Source organism: Pedobacter segetis (assembly GCF_016623585.1).
In the GTDB taxonomy this organism is placed as follows: Bacteria; Bacteroidota; Bacteroidia; order Sphingobacteriales; family Sphingobacteriaceae; genus Pseudopedobacter; species Pseudopedobacter segetis.
Genome location: NZ_JAEHFY010000001.1, coordinates 1 through 16,739 on the forward strand (window position 1 = coordinate 1; position 16,739 = coordinate 16,739).

Consider the following 16,739-nt stretch of genomic DNA (forward strand, 5'->3'; position numbering starts at 1 on the left):
ATTTAGTTGTAGTAAACCAAATTTCTCATTTTTGATGCTTACTTTTTTATTCTTTAACTAGCAACTTGAATTAATTAAGTGTAATGGGGGAATTAAATCGCTATCTGCACTAACTAGAATAGAAACATCTGCTTTTTTAAAAATCACATTTCTAATCATTTCAACTGCAATATTTACATCCGTTTGTTTTTCCTCGAAAGTTTTGTGATAACCGCCTTCAATTTTAATTTTTTTAGCTAGGAATTTCCCAAAAACTAATTTAAATTTTGGGTTTAATTTATTTGCAGAGAATAATAAATCTTGCCTATCTTTTTTTCCAATATCTTTTTGAACAGCAGTAAAGTAAAATACCGTTCCTAGTTGCTGGTCTTCTTTTAAAAATGACTCGCAAAACTTAACAATATCAAGCCAATAATATTTCTTCCATCCCTTAGAGCGTAACCCAAAGTAGAAATTGAATCCATCGATGTAGAAATTCACTGTTTTCATAGGCAAAAAAAAAGCCCTCTGTAAAGAGGACTTGGGTCCTATGATTTCTCACATAGGAGGGGTAAGTCACAATTATCGTAAATACTTACGAAATATGCAAGTTTTAAAAGTCATTTATTAAAAAGCCTTTCCGTATAATTTCGAAAGGGCTTTAAACTTTTAACTCTAAACTTTCAACTTAAATCAAACTCACGCTTCTATTCACAAAAGCAGTCAACTCTGCTCCGGTTAGTAAACCTTGGGAAAGTAATGCTAAATCGAAAGCTTGTTTGGCCAATTCTGCTTGTTCTTTTTCATCGGCGGAAGCCAAAATTTTGTTTACTATTTTATGATTTCCATTAATCGCTACTTTATAGCTATCTGGCATATTTCCGTAGAAACTCATACCGCCACCCATCGCAGCCATGTCTTTCATACGGCGCATAAACTCATCCATAGTTACGGTTACTGGCAACTCATCCGGACTTAAAGCTTCAACTTCTACTTGGTAAGCAGGTTTGTTAATGGCTTTTTCGAAGATTTCTTTTACTTGCTTAGTTTGGTCTTCGCTCAGCACATGTTCCAGTTTCTCGCCCTTGTCAATCAGTTTATCGGCAGTGCCAGAATCCACACGTTTCAATTGTGTCTTTTCTAATTTCTGCTCCATCTGGCTCACAAAATGCGTATCAATTGGCGTATCCATCAATAAAACATCATACCCTTTTTTAGTTGCCGATTGGATAAAACCATCTTGCTTCGCCGGGTCAACCGTATATAAATACACCAAGTTTCCGTCTTTATCTGTTTGTATGTCCTTTACTTTATCACGGTATTCGTCCATGGTAAAGTTCTTTTTATCGGTATTGGTAAATAGGGCGAAATCTTTAGCCTTCTCATAGAATTTCTCTTCAGAAATCATTCCGTATTTCACAAATAAGCCGATATCGCTCCATTTTGCTTCATAAGCTGCTCTGTCTTTTTTAAACAATTCGCCCAATTTTTCGGCCACTTTTTTAGTGATGTAGCTATTGATTTTCTTCACGTTTCCATCAGCTTGTAAGAAACTGCGGGAAACATTAAGCGGAATATCCGGAGAGTCGATTACCCCATGCAACAACATCAAAAACTCAGGAACAATGTCTTTCACCTCATCTGTAATAAACACTTGGCGACTGAATAATTTGATTTTGTTTCTTTGGATCTCCACATCGTTCTTCAATTTAGGGAAGTATAAAACGCCAGTTAAATTGAAAGGATAATCTACGTTTAAATGGATCCAGAACAATGGATCTTCTTGGAAAGGATATAATTCTTTATAAAATTGCAGGTAATCTTCATCTTTTAATTCAGATGGAGATTGGGTCCAGATTGGCTTTGCTCCGTTAATTACATTCGGAACCTCAACAGATTTGTATTTTTTCTTTCCTTCTGCATCCTCGCCATCTTCTACGCTTTCAGATTTAGTACCGAAAACCAGTTTTACCGTTAAAAACTTAAAGTATTTTTCTAAAATCTGTTGTAGTTTGTATTGGTCTAAGAACTCCTCAGACTCCTTATTGATGTGCAAAATAACATCCGTTCCGCGGGTTTTGCGCTTTCCGTCTTTAATCTCAAATTCGGTACTGCCATCACATATCCAAGCAGCGGGTTCTGCACCTTCTTGGTACGATAAAGTTTGAATTTCTACATGATCAGAAACCATAAAGGCCGAGTAAAAACCCAAGCCAAATTTACCGATGATTTCATTGGCATCTTTAGCGTCTTTAAATTTCTCTACAAATTCGGTTGCGCCAGAAAATGCGATTTGGTTGATGTATTTCTTGATTTCTTCGGCGGTCATGCCCAAACCATTATCAGAAATGGTAATGGTTTTTTTATCCTTATCAAAAGAAACGTTCACTTCTAATTCGCCAAGCTCGCCATTATATTGGCCCAAACCCGCTAATCTTTTGATTTTTTGTGTGGCATCTGCTGCGTTAGAAACCAGTTCTCTTAAAAAGATTTCATTATCTGAGTATAAAAACTTTTTGATGATCGGGAAAATATTCTCCGTGTGGATTGAAATCGTTCCTTTTTCCTTCATGATATATTTATTGTGTTATTAAATTTTATGTTTACGATAGAGCTAACATCAATGCTTGTTCCAAATAGAATTTGGGTGTCAAGTTGACAGAAGTTTTTTGTGAGGTTTAAAGTTTAAAACGGGATGGCTATTGTTTCTAAACCTGATTGTAGTGGAAATCCCCGCCTGCAGCAGGCAGGCTTTTTCTTTTTTTGGAAGCAAAAGATTGCAGCGGAAAACAGGGCTATCGGAAGTAATTGACGGATTGCTTTGCTTTTCCAAAAAAATCCTGTCTGTTTGTGAGATTTTTAGTTCTTCAAATCAACGAAACTGAATAAAAAAAACCGGCATTGAAACGAATCAATGTCGGTTTGTAATTTTTAAAAGACCAATCTTATTTCTTAGGGTTCAATATCAAATCAATCCTTGCCAGGGCATCAACCAAATGTGCTTTTAAAATAGAATTACTATATTTTGGTAATGCTCTTTTAATATCTGATTGCAATTTTGTAAGCTCTAAACGAGCCATTGGCCTAATATCAGATTGCGAGGCATCAATCCTGGTACCTACAAATCTTGCGATATATTCTGCCGGGATCCCTTGCGGAACGGTTTGTTCTTCGGTCATTAAATATTCTAAACGTTCTATATATGCTCTTTGTAAGTTTCTTCGGTAAACATCAATATTCGCTCCGGTAGAAAGCTCTGTAAAAATACCTTTATGCAAATCAGAAAATAATTCGTCGATAGAATAAGCATTGTTGCCATTTTGTGCCGAGTTATCAATTACTCTTGCCAATCTGGCGAAATCTAAAATGCTGCCCAAAACGCCAACTTGCATCCTTCTGATCTTATCAACCATCATGGCGTTGTTAAATTTATTGGTTTCGGCGTTTACAAACATCCATTTTGGCGTTTGAAAAGCTTGATCTACAATAAATTTCATGCTTGCTTCTTGTTTTGCTTTTTCTACATGGGTATAAACCGCACCTTTTTGGTCATACGTTTTATCGTTTTCATAAATACCACCAATACTAGATTTTACATGGCCCATATACCTGCTGAATTGATTTAAAACTTCGCCGTAAATCTCTTCTAAATTATCATAAGGCTTACCTTCTTCATAAGTCCATTTTTCTATGTTTGGGATAATTCGTTTTAAATTTGCGATCCCATAGGTAGATGCTTTAACGGCATCGTCTCCTAAATCTTCTGATTGTGATCTTGGATCAATTGGATTGCCGGTTTGTGCGCCAAAGAAATAAAGTGGGTTACCCGCTCTTTCAATAGTCCATTTGTTCAGAATTTTAGCTTGCTCTTCTTGGGTTTTATTTGGGAAATAAGTGTAACCCCATTTAATTGCCCATTTATCATACGGGCCAATACCTGGGTATAAAACCACGCCTTTATCTTCTGGTTGTGCTATATAATTAAAACGGGCATAATCCATAATAGATGGGGCCGTACCGCCCATTTTTTGGGTAAACGAGGCAGAACGTAAACTATCTACTGGGTAAGCATAAGAAGAACCGAAGTTATGCGGTAAACCTAAAGTGTGGCCAACTTCATGAGAAGAAACAAAACGGATCAATTGCCCCATAGTTTCATCACTAAATTTTGGCATACGAGCAGCCGGATTTACAGCTGCAGTTTGTACAAAAAACCAGTTTCTTACTAAATTCATTACGTTGTGGTACCAACCTATATCAGATTCTATGATTTCGCCAGAACGTGGGTCAGAAATGTGCGGCCCATAAGCGTTTGCGATGTTTGAAGCAAAATATCTGATTACAGAATACCTGGCATCTTCTGGCGACCAATCTGGATCATTGGTTGGTGGTTCTAAACAAGTGATGGCATTTTTAAAACCTGCGGCTTCAAAAGCCTTATTCCAATCTTTTACACCTTGTATTAAATAGGGCCTCCATTTTTTTGGGGTTGCTGGATCTATGTAGTAAACAATTTGTTTTTTTGGCTCTACCAACTCGCCCCTGGCGTAAGCAGCTTCGTCTTTTGGTTCTAAACGCCATCTAGCTATATAACGTGTAACTGTTGCTTTTTGAGCATCTAAACCATAATCTGTTTGTTTTCTAGAAAAATAACCAACCCTATCATCATTTAGGCGAGCTTCCATAGGTACTTTTGGTAACAAAACCATTGAAGTGTTTAGCTCTACGGTAATTGAGCCTAAAGATTCGTCTCCCGGAGGGTTAGCGGCGGCATAAGTTTTAACCGTTCTTGCTTCTATATTTAACGGGTAAGATTTAATAGAATCGATATATGAACGGCTATCGTCTAACCTTGTGATTTTAAATTGCGTTTTGGTACGTTGTTGTATGCCTAAAGCTTGAACATCCTTTGCAAAGAAATCGGTTACATCGATCACCACTCCTGCAGAATCTTTACTTAAGGCCTTAATATCAAATGATGCTAAAATTGGGGAAAGGTTAGAGTTTCTTACCGATTCATACATATCTGTTCCTTCTGCGGCGATATTGGTATAAGAAGGTACACGTATCAAAACTTGTTTATCCCTTTTTTCCCACTTCCATACCTGCTCGTTCAATTCTTCGCCTCCGTAAGTACCGTCTTCTGCGGGTACTTTTGAATAACGGGTTACGGCAAGCATTTCCCTGCCAAACAAAGAGTCTGGTATTTCATAATAATATTTACCATCAAGGTAGTGAACCGTAAATAAGCCTGTATCTGTTTTTGCTTTTGAGGTAATAATTTCTTTGTAAGGCTTTAAACCACCTTCTTTTTTTGGAGTTGCTGGTTTAGCCGCCGAAGTAGCGGCCATCTTAGCTTTTTCTGCCTCTTTCTTTTTTTGAGCAGAACAAGCAGATACCGCAACAGCTAGAGAAAATAATCCCGCTAGCTTTAAGGTCTGTAAATTTCTTTTCATATTAAATATTTGGTTTTTCTAATCTCACAATGTAGGGATTAAATAAAAGCGAAGGAAATATTAACCGTTTTGTTACTTTAGGTTGGGGTTTAAAGGTTTATGAAGCCATGAAAACGGAAAACCTTTGCAAGGAATGATTTAGATTTTAGATGAAATTGGCTAAAAGATAGTTCTTGTAGAGATTCTAAAAGCTATAAATTATAATGTTCCTCAAAAAAGAAAGACCAATTTTAGTTGGCATTGTAGAAGATTTTGATTTGAATTACTAACACCTAAAACCATAAAATTTATAATTTAAAGGCTGCAAAAAAAAGGGAGAATTATTTGATCGTAATGTCCCAAAATTTTGAAGGTGTTAAATATCCCAAATTAAGACCAAGGTTTTGGATTTAGTTATGCAAAAAGCACCATGTTTTTAGCAGTAATCTTTTTAATTGTTGGTAAGGTAACTTGGTGTTTTATTCTGGCATCTCTACAATTTAATTTCGAGGATTGCCATAAGCTTGTAATTAATTAGAATAAAGTTAGAACAACAACACTAAAAACACGCTCATTGTTGTTGCATATCAACAAACTTTCTATAAGAATTAATTGGGGCGGTTTCTAAGCCATAAACAGGGTCGGTTTGTTCTAAAGATGGGAGAGGGTCGTTTTCATAAGCAACAGAAACTTTTACTTCTAATTTATGATTGGAAGTACCCTTATATATTCCTTTTACCGGGCTACAATCTACAAAATTACGGCCTACCGCCAATCTAACATGGGTATCATCCACAATGCAATTATTTGTTGGATCAAAACCCAACCAACCATAATCTGGCAAATAAGCTTCTACCCAAGCATGGGTTGCGCCTTCGCCCCTCATTCCGTTTTTATTGGGGCAAATATAGCCACTAACATACCTTGCTGGTATTTTCATATACCTTAACATTACCAATAAAATATGGGCAAAATCTTGGCAAACACCAGATTTTATCTTCCAAATTTCTTCTACGGTGGTTTCTACGGTGGTTACCCCTTTTATGTACCTAAAATTTTTAAATACATAATCGCACAGGTTTTTTGCTACTTCAAATGGAGAATTGTTTTCTTTTTGAGAAAGGTTTATGGCGGCTAATATTTCTTCTTGGGAAGCTACGATTTCTTGTTTTAAAAAATTGATATAAGGGAGTTGGTAGGATAATACCTTGAGGTTTGCCCATTCATCTTCTTTAAAGATAGAGGTCTCTGGCATTATTCGCTTTTTTACGTTTACGATAACTATAGATTCTATCTTTAACTCTCTATGTGCCTCGGGATGGGTAAAAGTACCAACTTCGTTACCATAATAATCGGTATAAACATCTACGGTTGGATCATTAGTAATTTTTATTTGTTGCTCTACCACTTCTTGCTGTTTATCTTTTATGGGATAAAGCATGATCTGGTTTGCGCTATCATATACCGGCGTTTCGTAAGAATAGTTGGTACTATGATGGATAGTAAATTTTGGCATTAGGTTTAAGCTTGGTACAATTTAGTTAAATGCAAAGTAATAATGATTAAACGCACTTCCAATAGCTAATAGTTCTTGTTTTATATCGTGAAGATACTCTTTCAATCCTTTTTCTTCTAAATCTTTTAGATCTGAATAACGGATATGGCTTTCTAATTTGCCAATCATAAAGCTTATTGCCTTGTAAGCCTCGCTATTACGATCTGTTTTTAGGGTCTCAAAAGATTGTTTTAATCTTTTTACCGAGTAAATAATTGATCTTGGGAAATGTTCGTTCCAAACAATTTGATGCAAGATGTTTCTAGAATCTAAAGCAGAGCGGTAACTTTTCAAGAAAATTTCGTAGCCAGAAATAGAGAGCAATAGATATTTCCAATAGGTAGGGTCAGATCTTTCTTCCAAAGAATAACCTAGCTCACTAAACTTCACGTTTAAAATATCTACGGATTGCATGGCCCTTTCTAGATATTTACCTATGTTCATGAAATAATAACCTTCGCCCCTGGCCATCGTAATTTCGCAAATGCCATAATAGTGCATCCCTTGTTGCACCAGATCATCCAAAACAGAAATTGGATCCTCTACTTTTAAGGCGGTTACTAAATCCTTATTTCTGGTAACGTGGTAATAATCGTTAAGGCATTGCCAAAGCTCTTTGGTTACATTATCTTGTACCGATCTTGCATTCTCACGAGATTTGTTAACTAAACTAAAAACAGAGTTTTTGTTCAGTTTATCTGTTACCATAAACTCTAAAACCTTTCTGCCTTCGTATTTGGTTTTTTCTATGGTAATGGGCAACATATCCGTAAAAATCATCAATACTGGTCGCCAGCTAAATTTATCGAACTCATCTTGCGAATAAGCATAATTAACCCTTAACAACCTTAAAATGCCATCGCAACGCTCCATATAACGAGACATCCAATACAAAGAATTTGCAACCCTACTTAACATATTTATTTCTTTTAAAGTCTGTATCCCAAAGACCAAAGCCAGCTTTGTTGACTTTCAATTCTAATGAACCAATGCCTAATGAACTGTTTCCTAATCAACTAACTATTCAAAACCCAAGTATCTTTACTGCCACCCCCTTGTGATGAGTTTACCACCAAAGAACCCTCTTTTAGGGCAACCCTTGTTAAGCCGCCCGGCACAATTTCTATACCCGATGGGCCAAAAATTGCGAAAGGTCTTAGATCTATCCTCCGAGGTTGTAATTTGCCGTTGATATAACACGGTGCCGCGGATAAACTGATGATAGGTTGTGCTATAAATGATCGAGGATCTAAAACCACTTGCTTTTTATATTCTTCAATTTCGTTTTCTGTTGCCGAATTACCAATAATCATCCCATAGCCACCAGAAGCGTTGGTTTTTTTGATCACCATATTTTCTATGTGCTCAAAAACATATTTTCTTTCAGAAACATCTTCCATTTTATAAGTTGGTACGTTTTTGAGGATTGGTTCTTCGTTCAAATAATATTTGATCATATCGGGTACGTAGATATAGATTGCCTTATCATCTGCTACGCCATTTCCGGGAGCGTTTACAATGGCAACATGGCCTCTTCTATAAGCCGACATTAACCCTGCAACACCTAACATGCTTCCAGAATTAAAAACCAATGGATCTAGATATTCATCATCAACACGTCTGTAAATCACATCTACCCTCTGTAAACCTTCGGTGGTTTTCATAAAAACCCGATGGTTATCCACCACCAAATCCCTCCCTTCTACCAACTCTATACCCATTAACCTAGCCAGTGTAGAATGTTCAAAATACGCCGAATTATAAATTCCCGGTGTAAGCATCACAATATTTGGGTTAGAATTATGCCTTGGTGATAAAGCGGCCAAACTTTTATAAAGCAATTGAGGATAATTTGTTACCGGCCTAACCGAATTTTGGGGGAGCAAATCGGGGAAGATACGTTTAGTGATTTCCCTGTTCTCTAACATATAAGAAACACCAGAAGGCGTTCTTAAATTATCTTCTAAAACGTAAAAAGTGCCATCGGCATCCCTAATGATATCGATACCAGAAATATGAACAAAAATATCATGTGGTACTTTAAGGTTGTGCATTTCTCTTAAATAATGCTCACAAGAATAAATCATATCAATAGGGATAATTTTATCCTTAATGATAAATTGATTGGAGTAAATATCGTTGAGAAAAAGGTTGAGCGCTTTTAATCTTTGCTTAATGCCGCTTTCAATATAATTCCATTCTTCTGCTGTTATGATGCGGGGTACAACATCAAAAGGGAAAATTTTTTCTATCCCTTCATCTCCAGAATAAACCGTAAAAGTTACACCTTGGCTCATAAACAACCGTCTGGCCATTTCCTCTTTTTTATTGAGTTCTTCGGCAGGATAATTTTTTAAAAATTCATACAGCTTTTTATAAGGAGCTCTAATAGAACTTCCATTGTACATCTCGTCGTAAAACTCGTTACCCGAAGTGTAATTGTTAAATATTGCTGATGAACCCATGAACAAAGTGGTTATTTTTTTAAAAACTGCTTAAAAGGTATAGATAATTTGATAATAAACAAAGAAATAATTACCATATTTTTATATGTAGCATTATTTTATTAATAATAATTGAATTTTAAATCCTAATATTTGGGATTTATTAAAATTAAGATTGAGAAATAAATAAAAAAGCACCTTGTTTAATTAACAAAGTGCTTTAAATCTTTTTAATGTTTAAACTTTATATGCTGTCTAAAACTTGTTGGTTAAGCCTCTCATATTCTTCGTTGTTTGCTGCTTTAGCTAGTTCTTTACCCTGCATGGCGGTTTCTCTAGCGGCTTTTTTGTTTCCCATTTTTAGTTGGATTTTGGCTTTCCATAATTTAAACCAAGGGGCTTTCATGTCGGTTTTTTCGGCTTCATTAATCCATTCTAAAGCTTTATCCAGATCTTTACCATTACTGTAATAATATTGGGCAGCTGCGAAGTAAGGTTTTTTATCGCCCATCATGGCTTTATCAATATTGGCCATTACTTTGGCATCGTAATCTATTGTCATAGGGATGCTAATGGCAACATTTTCCCACATCAAATTTAGGTTCATGCTCCCAGGGGTAACGTTAGAGAACTGCATGGTAAAAGTTTCAGTTAGGTTTTTGGTCATCATAGGTTTAACCGTGAAACGTAAAAGATCATCATCTTTTTTATAATCATAAGCTCCCCATTGATCTGATGTTTTGTTTAAAATGATAGTCCACCGATCTTTTTCTGGGATGGTAAATAGCGCATACTTACCGGGGGGCACTTTATTACCCGCAATAGAAACTTCATCTGTAAACGCTATGGTGGTTGCATTATTTGCTCCGGTACGCCAAACCTCGCCGTAGGGAGTTAAACCGCCAAATATTTTCCTGCCTTTTACATTTGGCCTAAAATAGGTTAAAGTAACTTTTCCCAATCCAAAATCTTGGATAATGGTTTGCCCTGTACTTGGCATTGGCATCAATGCTTGCGCCTTAAGGCAGTTGGTGCTAGTTAAAATTGCTAATAATGCAATAATACTTGATAAGATTTTTTTCATTTGATTAATTTTAATGGTAACCTAGTTCTTTTAAAGATATGTATTTAATTTTATTCACCCTTATTTGGCCGCTAAAAGGCTAGGATGATAAATGTTTGCAATAGAAATTTTACCTAATAGATTTTCTTCTAAAAAATTGGCCCAAGTTTCAAGATAAGTAATTACGTCTTTTTTAACGTTATGCTTTAAAAACCTATCTTCTAAAGGTAATTGCTTTAAAACCTGAGGGTCAGAAAGTTTCTCTAAATGGGAAAGATCATTTCTTGTAAAACCTAAGGCAAGAATTTCATCTATAATATGGTCTATTGGCAAACCGCTAGTTGGGCAATAATCTATCAATTGCTCGTTCCAATCGCCATGGCCCCTCATGGCAGATTTATGGATTTCTGCTTTGCTCTTATTGGTGATTACTTGGGCCAAGTTACCGCAGTTACAGCTTCCCATGTGACCCCATTGGTATTTAGAGCCTTTTTCTAAATTACTGGCAGTTTTTCTTAAAACCCGGATAATTTCTATTGTTACTTTCGCCATTGATGATTAACAATTGAGGGTTTAAAAAGTTTAAGCATTAAGATTTCTTCAATAAAAAAGAGGCTGTCTTAAGCGTGGTGTCATTCCGTTAGCCAGCTGGCTAATCGGAATCTTATGAAAATGAGCTCTTATATAACTTGAAAACCTACTGATGAGATGCTGAATCCGCTAGTTGTCGGACAGCATGAATTTGTTCCTTTTGTGACATTCTCTTGTAATTATTTAAAAGATATTTACTTAAATCTCAAATTCATGCTCACAATATTAGAATTTAAACCATTGCTTCTATTATAATGTCCGTATCTTAACTCTATCATTGAAAGTCTATTAACACCAAATACACCTGTTGGAGGCGCAAATCTAATTCCTGCGCCATAATAATCGCTATGAAACTTTGATAAATCGTTATCACTAGTATAAAACTCGTCGTTGGCATCGTGTTCTCCATATCCAGCAAAATATCTTACAGCGGTTTGCTGATAATATCTATAAAAAGGACTAATAGAAAAAAACGGATTTATCTTTATTGAGGTCTCTAATTCTGCTGTTTCAGAACTTAGACCCCAGTCATCGGTATAATATCTTAAGAAAGAACGAAGCACTAAATTATCTCCCAAAAAGTAATTTAACCTTGCTCCAATAGGTAGTTTCAATCTATTGTTAGGTAAGAATTCTGCTAAATGAGAAAAATTTGTGAAATAAACCCTTTGGTATCGAGTAGCCAATAAACCTTTTTGATAGGCTGGCTCTACCATTAACAAAGCTTGAAAATTCTTGGTAAAAACATGCGACAAACTAATTGCCCCACTAAAAGAATTTCTTGGTGCTCGATCATTTTGTTGGTAACCCGGCCCACCGTTATCATCCGGTCGTAGTTCATAAGGCAAAATAACTTTCCAAGTATCAAAAAATGCTTTTAGCTTTATCTCTACATCTGTATTTTTATCTTTTGATGATTTAGCGTAATGTAAGCCTGTGCCAAAAGAAGTATAATCAAATTCATTAGAGGTAGAAACATCAAAACCAAAACTATGGCCTTTTTTCTCATTCGCAATATCCCAACTTAAAGAAGGATAAATACGAACATCTGAATATGAAGGCCCAGTATGGGTGCTTGGGTCTATATTATCTGAAGATGCCGAGCTATAGGTATCAAAACCCAACTCAAAATTATAAGTATGTTTTAAGCCAGTTTTACCGTAACGGGAAAGTTGTAAATCAAAAGTGTTAGAAAAATCCGTCAATTTTTCTGTCCCAATTCCTCCTGTTACAGCAGAGTTGTTCCCATCTTGGTGGTAATAACTATTCACCAAATCGGCTTGTTCAAATTTTAACTTTCTCTTTTCATAAGATACAGTATCCTTTTTGATAGCCTGGGCAAAACTTGCTGCAATTCCTAAATAAAGCGCAACTATGGTTAATGAAATATATTTCATTTATTATTAAGATTTTTTAAGGTAGTTTTAACACGCCGCCAGCTGGCGGATATATCTTTTGTCTTACCCTTCGACTCCGCTCGGGATGAAAAAAAAGCCAGCCCGACTACTGACGGGATGTCGCTGCTATCGTTAACGTAAATTATTAATTGCAACCACAACCGCCGCCACTTTTTCCTCCGTTAGCACCAGCAGAACCTTCGCGATAGAGCTGAAAATTTTGTTCAAACTTCTCGGCTTTTCTTGCGCCAAGTTCCATTTCGGCATCTTTTAATTTTATTTTATCATAAGCTTTAACGCTACCGCAAGAGCTAAAAGCAACCAGCATAAAAGCTAAAATTGCATAAGGAGTTATTTTTTTCATTTTGGCTTTAAGCATTAGATATTTAATTCTTAACCTTATTGATGTTGACGTTTTTTGAAGTGTAAAGTCTGTTTTGATCATCTATGATAATACATGCAACGTTACTTAATTGGTTAATTAAATTTAAACCAATTGTTACGCCCATTACCATCACAGGTGTTGCCAAAGCATCGGCAAGCTCTGCTTGGGGGCAAATAATGCTAACGCTATTGATTCCAAAAACAGGAAAACCAGTATTTGGATCAATGGCATGAGAATATTTTTTACCATCTATAATAGCAAATTTTTCATAATTGCCAGATGTTGCAATAGACATGTTGCTAATATCCATAAAAGAAAAAGGCGTTAATTTATGTTGAGGACTTGCAATGCCAACCGTCCAAGGTTTGCCATTTGGCTGAAACCCCCACGTTGTTAAATCTCCAGAAGCATTAACAATTCCGTTTGATATTCCTGCTTCTTGTAAAACTCTTTTAGCTCTATCAGCAGCGTAGCCCTTTCCTATACCTCCAAAACCAATGCGCATTCCTTTTTCTTTTAAAAAAACAGTTTGATTTATGGCATCTAACACTACGTTTTTATAGTTTATTAAAGAGACCGATTGTTTGGCCAAATCTTTATCTGGAAGACTGACCATATTGGCATCAAAATTCCAAAAACGTTTATCTAAAGAGCCATAAGTAATATCGAAAGCTCCTTGGCTAATCTCTGATATGCGAATAGAACGCTGAATGAGATAAAAAACTTCCGCATCTACTTTTACAGCGGCAACGCCTGCATTTTCATTAATTTGATTGGTTTGGCTATCAGATTTAAAAGTGGTTAGTAATTGCTCTATCCTTTTAATTTCTACAATTGCTTTTTCTATATTTTGATCGGCGAAAGCCTGGTCATCTGCAACAACGGTAATCTCAAACTGATTTCCCATCAGTTTTAAAGATTGTTTAAATATTTGTTGTTGTTCTGTATCAATGAGCGGCATCTTGTATTTTCTTTACAAATTCATCAGAAGAACAATCAGGAAATCCTTTCCATTCTTTAATCACTTTTCCTTCTTCATCTGTTAAAACCGTTAAAGGGAAATCTCCTTCAGGATTGTATTTTACGGCCAACTCATTATTTTTTTTTAGTTGATCTTCTGGTAATTGGTTCTTTTTTAATCGAGGAAAATCAGCCTTAACCAATACTAAGTTTTTATCGGCATAATCTATAAATGCCTGTTTTTCAAAAATTTCTTTATGTGTTCTAATACAAGGGCCGCACCAATCCGATCCAGAAAAACTGATTAGAATAAGCTTATGGCTTTCTTTTGCCTGATTTTCTGCTTGTTGGAAATCCAATACCCAAGAGTTTCCAGAAATTAAGAATGATAAAAATAAAATACTCAAAATTTTCATACTAAAATATTTATATTTTAAGAAAAGATGCGAAGATTTGTACCCGTAAGTTGGGTGTTATATTTTGTTAATGGTAAATTGGTTTCAATACCGGCAGAAACCCCCGTTTCTGAATAAGTTGCACCATGCCTTTGGCAATAAAATTGATGATTATTTGCCCTATAAATTACATTGGTGTTTTCATGTCGGCAAGTTTGCGAAACGGCAATATACTCGCCTGCTGTTGTACGGGCAACAATTATCCCGTTGGCATAAATATAATTGCCATTAGTATTTAAACTGGTATTTGCAGAACTTGTTAGATCTAAAGTAAAATCAACATTAGTTGGAGCAGGAATTAAGGGGCCAGAAGTAGGAGATTTTGAGCACCCAATGCAATTAAAAACAGCAACAGAAACGGCGCCCATTCCTATGGAAGCTAAAAATTCTTTTCTATCCATTAAACAGTGTTTGAATTAATCCGATTAAAACGGGCTTTACCCTAACTTTATTTTAATTAAAAATCAATTTCAATATTGAGTATTTTCTGAATTTTTAAACGTTTTTTATTCCATTTTATTAAGTTTTAATTATTTTAATTTTCAGGATTCTAACTGTTTCGATTAAAGTTTCTTAAACCCAAAAAGCCCATTCCAAAATAAGAACGGGCTTTCAATAAGTTAAAATGAGATATTAAATATGTATAAACAAATCTTCTTTAGATTTTCTCACTTTAGCAAAATGTTGGTAAGCATCGTCTGCTGATCTAAAACCGGTTGGTGCAATTACAACAGCAGTCAGGTTTTTATCTCCCAAATCTAAAATCTCATCAAATTGAGCGTTGTTGAAACCTTCCATTGGGCAAGCATCAATTTTTGCTATTGCAGCGGCCTCTAATAGAACGCCCAAAGCAATGTAAGCTTGCCTTGCGTTCCAAGCGGCTAATTCTTCTTGCGAACGAGAATTAACAGTACCTTTCATGGTATCTACAAAACCTTGTATGTCTGCTACTTCTATAGTTCTGGTAGCGGCAATGTTATTTGCATAATCATCTACGTGTTGGGTGGTGTAATTTTTTGTGATCGCAAAAACAAAAATATGCGAAGCATCTGCTAACTGTGGTTGCCCGTAAGCCGCGGCTTTCAATTTTTCTTTAACTTCTTGGTTGCTAACTACAACAATTTGGTAAGGTTGCAAACCATAAGAACTTGGCGCCAGCTGCACCGCATCTAACAATAACCCCAGTTCATTTTGGTTTAATTTTTTAGTAGAATCAAAAGCTTTTGTTGCATACCTCCAATTAAGGGCACTTATAATTTCTTTGTTATTTTCCATGATTAATATTTTTCTTCAAAAATAGATGTTTAAACTTATATTTTGTGTCGTGTTAGTTTATATGACGGTTTTATGATTTTTTTTGGGTTAGGTTTTTGGGTTCTGTAAGCTCTGCCCTTGTTCTTGGTAAGCTTTCTGGATAGTTTTTCTGGATAAAAGAAACAAGCCCTTCTCTTATCTCGCAACGTAAATCAAAGGCATCGGAAGAGTTATTTGCGCTCATCAAAATCCTTACTTCCATTACGCTTTCTTTGGTATCGGTAACCTGTATCACCTTTACTTTTTTATCCCAAAGTTTGTTATTATCAATTAGCCTGTCATATTCTTTTCTTAATTCTTCTAGCGGGAGCGTGTAATCAACATATAAAAAAACGGTTCCTAAGATTTCTGCAGAAATTCTTGTCCAGTTCTGGAAAGGTTTTTCGATAAAATAAGTAATGGGTAAAATCAATCGCCTTTGGTCCCAAATATGTAGTACCACGTAGGTTAAAGTAATCTCTTCTACCTTGCCCCATTCTCCTTCAACCACCAAAACATCATCTATACGAATGGGTTGCGTAAACGCTATCTGAAACCCCGCAAGCAGATTCCCTAAAGATTTTTGCGCCGCAAACCCAATAATGATACCGCCAATCCCAACGCTGGTTAACAACCCCGTACCAATTTTGCGCATTCCCTCAAAACTAAAAAGTATAGCCGCTACGGTTAAAACCAAAATTAAGGCTACCATAAATTTTCTTAAAAATTGGAGCTGTGTCCGTATTTTACGTTCTTTTAAATTGTTCTCTTTTTGGAGGTTATAGGTAGATACCACAAAATCTTGTACAACCTTTATCAGGTTGATCAAAATGTATGAAAAAGCGATGATCAAACCTATTTCTACCGCTTTATTTAAGAAACCTCTCTCTATTGCAGAAAGCCTCATCAAGCTAGAAAACGAACTGATGAAAACCAATGGCAGAAAAAAGTTTAAGGGTTTGCTTAGGTACAAAACAATAGACCTTAAGAAACTAAATTCTTCTTGCTTTCTATAATAAGAGGTTAATCTATAAAATATTGCTTTTAGTAGAAACGCCAACACAACAGAAATCAGTAAAATAATAATGTTGAACACTAAATCGGGCAGATGGCTGATGTTAGAAATGAAATCATTATCAAGATTTAAGGAAAGAAAAATCATATATCAATATATTTTTGTAA

General features: G+C 35.6%; 15 protein-coding genes. All 15 read right to left on the reverse strand.

What is annotated here, in order from left to right:
- Positions 1 to 57: 57 nt before the first annotated feature.
- The gene (locus I5M32_RS00005; protein WP_200583571.1) at positions 58 to 489 is read right to left on the reverse strand and encodes an NYN domain-containing protein; all 432 of its coding nucleotides are present in this window, start codon (positions 487 to 489) and stop codon (positions 58 to 60) included.
- Between the two features lie 178 nt (positions 490 to 667).
- The gene (gene htpG, locus I5M32_RS00010; protein ID WP_200583574.1) at positions 668 to 2,551 is read right to left on the reverse strand and encodes a molecular chaperone HtpG; all 1,884 of its coding nucleotides are present in this window, start codon (positions 2,549 to 2,551) and stop codon (positions 668 to 670) included.
- 373 nt (positions 2,552 to 2,924) lie between these two features.
- Complete coding sequence (locus I5M32_RS00015; RefSeq protein ID WP_200583577.1) at positions 2,925 to 5,435, reverse strand: zinc-dependent metalloprotease; 2,511 nt, start codon at positions 5,433 to 5,435, stop codon at positions 2,925 to 2,927.
- A gap of 550 nt (positions 5,436 to 5,985) precedes the next feature.
- Positions 5,986 to 6,930: a transglutaminase family protein gene (locus I5M32_RS00020; protein WP_200583580.1), complete on the reverse strand. Its 945-nt coding sequence runs from the start codon at positions 6,928 to 6,930 to the stop codon at positions 5,986 to 5,988.
- 21 nt (positions 6,931 to 6,951) lie between these two features.
- Positions 6,952 to 7,887 (reverse strand): alpha-E domain-containing protein, encoded by a 936-nt coding sequence (locus I5M32_RS00025; RefSeq protein WP_200583583.1) that lies wholly within the window; start codon positions 7,885 to 7,887, stop codon positions 6,952 to 6,954.
- A 98-nt stretch (positions 7,888 to 7,985) separates the two neighbouring features.
- Positions 7,986 to 9,434 carry a circularly permuted type 2 ATP-grasp protein gene (locus I5M32_RS00030; RefSeq protein WP_200583586.1) on the reverse strand — a complete coding sequence of 483 codons (1,449 nt, stop codon included), beginning with the start codon at positions 9,432 to 9,434 and terminating at the stop codon, positions 7,986 to 7,988.
- A 223-nt stretch (positions 9,435 to 9,657) separates the two neighbouring features.
- Positions 9,658 to 10,497 (reverse strand): DUF2911 domain-containing protein, encoded by an 840-nt coding sequence (locus I5M32_RS00035; RefSeq protein WP_200583589.1) that lies wholly within the window; start codon positions 10,495 to 10,497, stop codon positions 9,658 to 9,660.
- A 60-nt stretch (positions 10,498 to 10,557) separates the two neighbouring features.
- Complete coding sequence (locus I5M32_RS00040; protein WP_200583592.1) at positions 10,558 to 11,028, reverse strand: hypothetical protein; 471 nt, start codon at positions 11,026 to 11,028, stop codon at positions 10,558 to 10,560.
- Positions 11,029 to 11,261: 233 nt separating this feature from the next.
- Positions 11,262 to 12,464 carry a DUF3570 domain-containing protein gene (locus I5M32_RS00045; protein ID WP_200583595.1) on the reverse strand — a complete coding sequence of 401 codons (1,203 nt, stop codon included), beginning with the start codon at positions 12,462 to 12,464 and terminating at the stop codon, positions 11,262 to 11,264.
- Positions 12,465 to 12,609: 145 nt separating this feature from the next.
- Positions 12,610 to 12,828 carry a DUF4266 domain-containing protein gene (locus tag I5M32_RS00050; protein WP_200583597.1) on the reverse strand — a complete coding sequence of 73 codons (219 nt, stop codon included), beginning with the start codon at positions 12,826 to 12,828 and terminating at the stop codon, positions 12,610 to 12,612.
- 22 nt (positions 12,829 to 12,850) lie between these two features.
- Positions 12,851 to 13,810 carry an FAD:protein FMN transferase gene (locus tag I5M32_RS00055; RefSeq protein WP_234461812.1) on the reverse strand — a complete coding sequence of 320 codons (960 nt, stop codon included), beginning with the start codon at positions 13,808 to 13,810 and terminating at the stop codon, positions 12,851 to 12,853.
- Entirely contained in the window at positions 13,797 to 14,225 is a 429-nt protein-coding gene (locus I5M32_RS00060; protein ID WP_200583599.1) for a thioredoxin family protein, read from the reverse strand. The genes I5M32_RS00055 and I5M32_RS00060 overlap by 14 nt, the downstream gene beginning before the upstream one ends.
- A 17-nt stretch (positions 14,226 to 14,242) precedes the next feature.
- Entirely contained in the window at positions 14,243 to 14,665 is a 423-nt protein-coding gene (locus I5M32_RS00065) for a Rieske 2Fe-2S domain-containing protein (RefSeq protein WP_200583609.1), read from the reverse strand.
- A gap of 232 nt (positions 14,666 to 14,897) precedes the next feature.
- Positions 14,898 to 15,539, reverse strand: coding sequence for an NAD(P)H-dependent oxidoreductase (locus I5M32_RS00070; protein WP_200583612.1), 642 nt, complete (start codon positions 15,537 to 15,539; stop codon positions 14,898 to 14,900).
- 70 nt (positions 15,540 to 15,609) lie between these two features.
- Positions 15,610 to 16,719: a mechanosensitive ion channel family protein gene (locus I5M32_RS00075; protein WP_200583614.1), complete on the reverse strand. Its 1,110-nt coding sequence runs from the start codon at positions 16,717 to 16,719 to the stop codon at positions 15,610 to 15,612.
- Positions 16,720 to 16,739 lie beyond the last annotated feature (20 nt).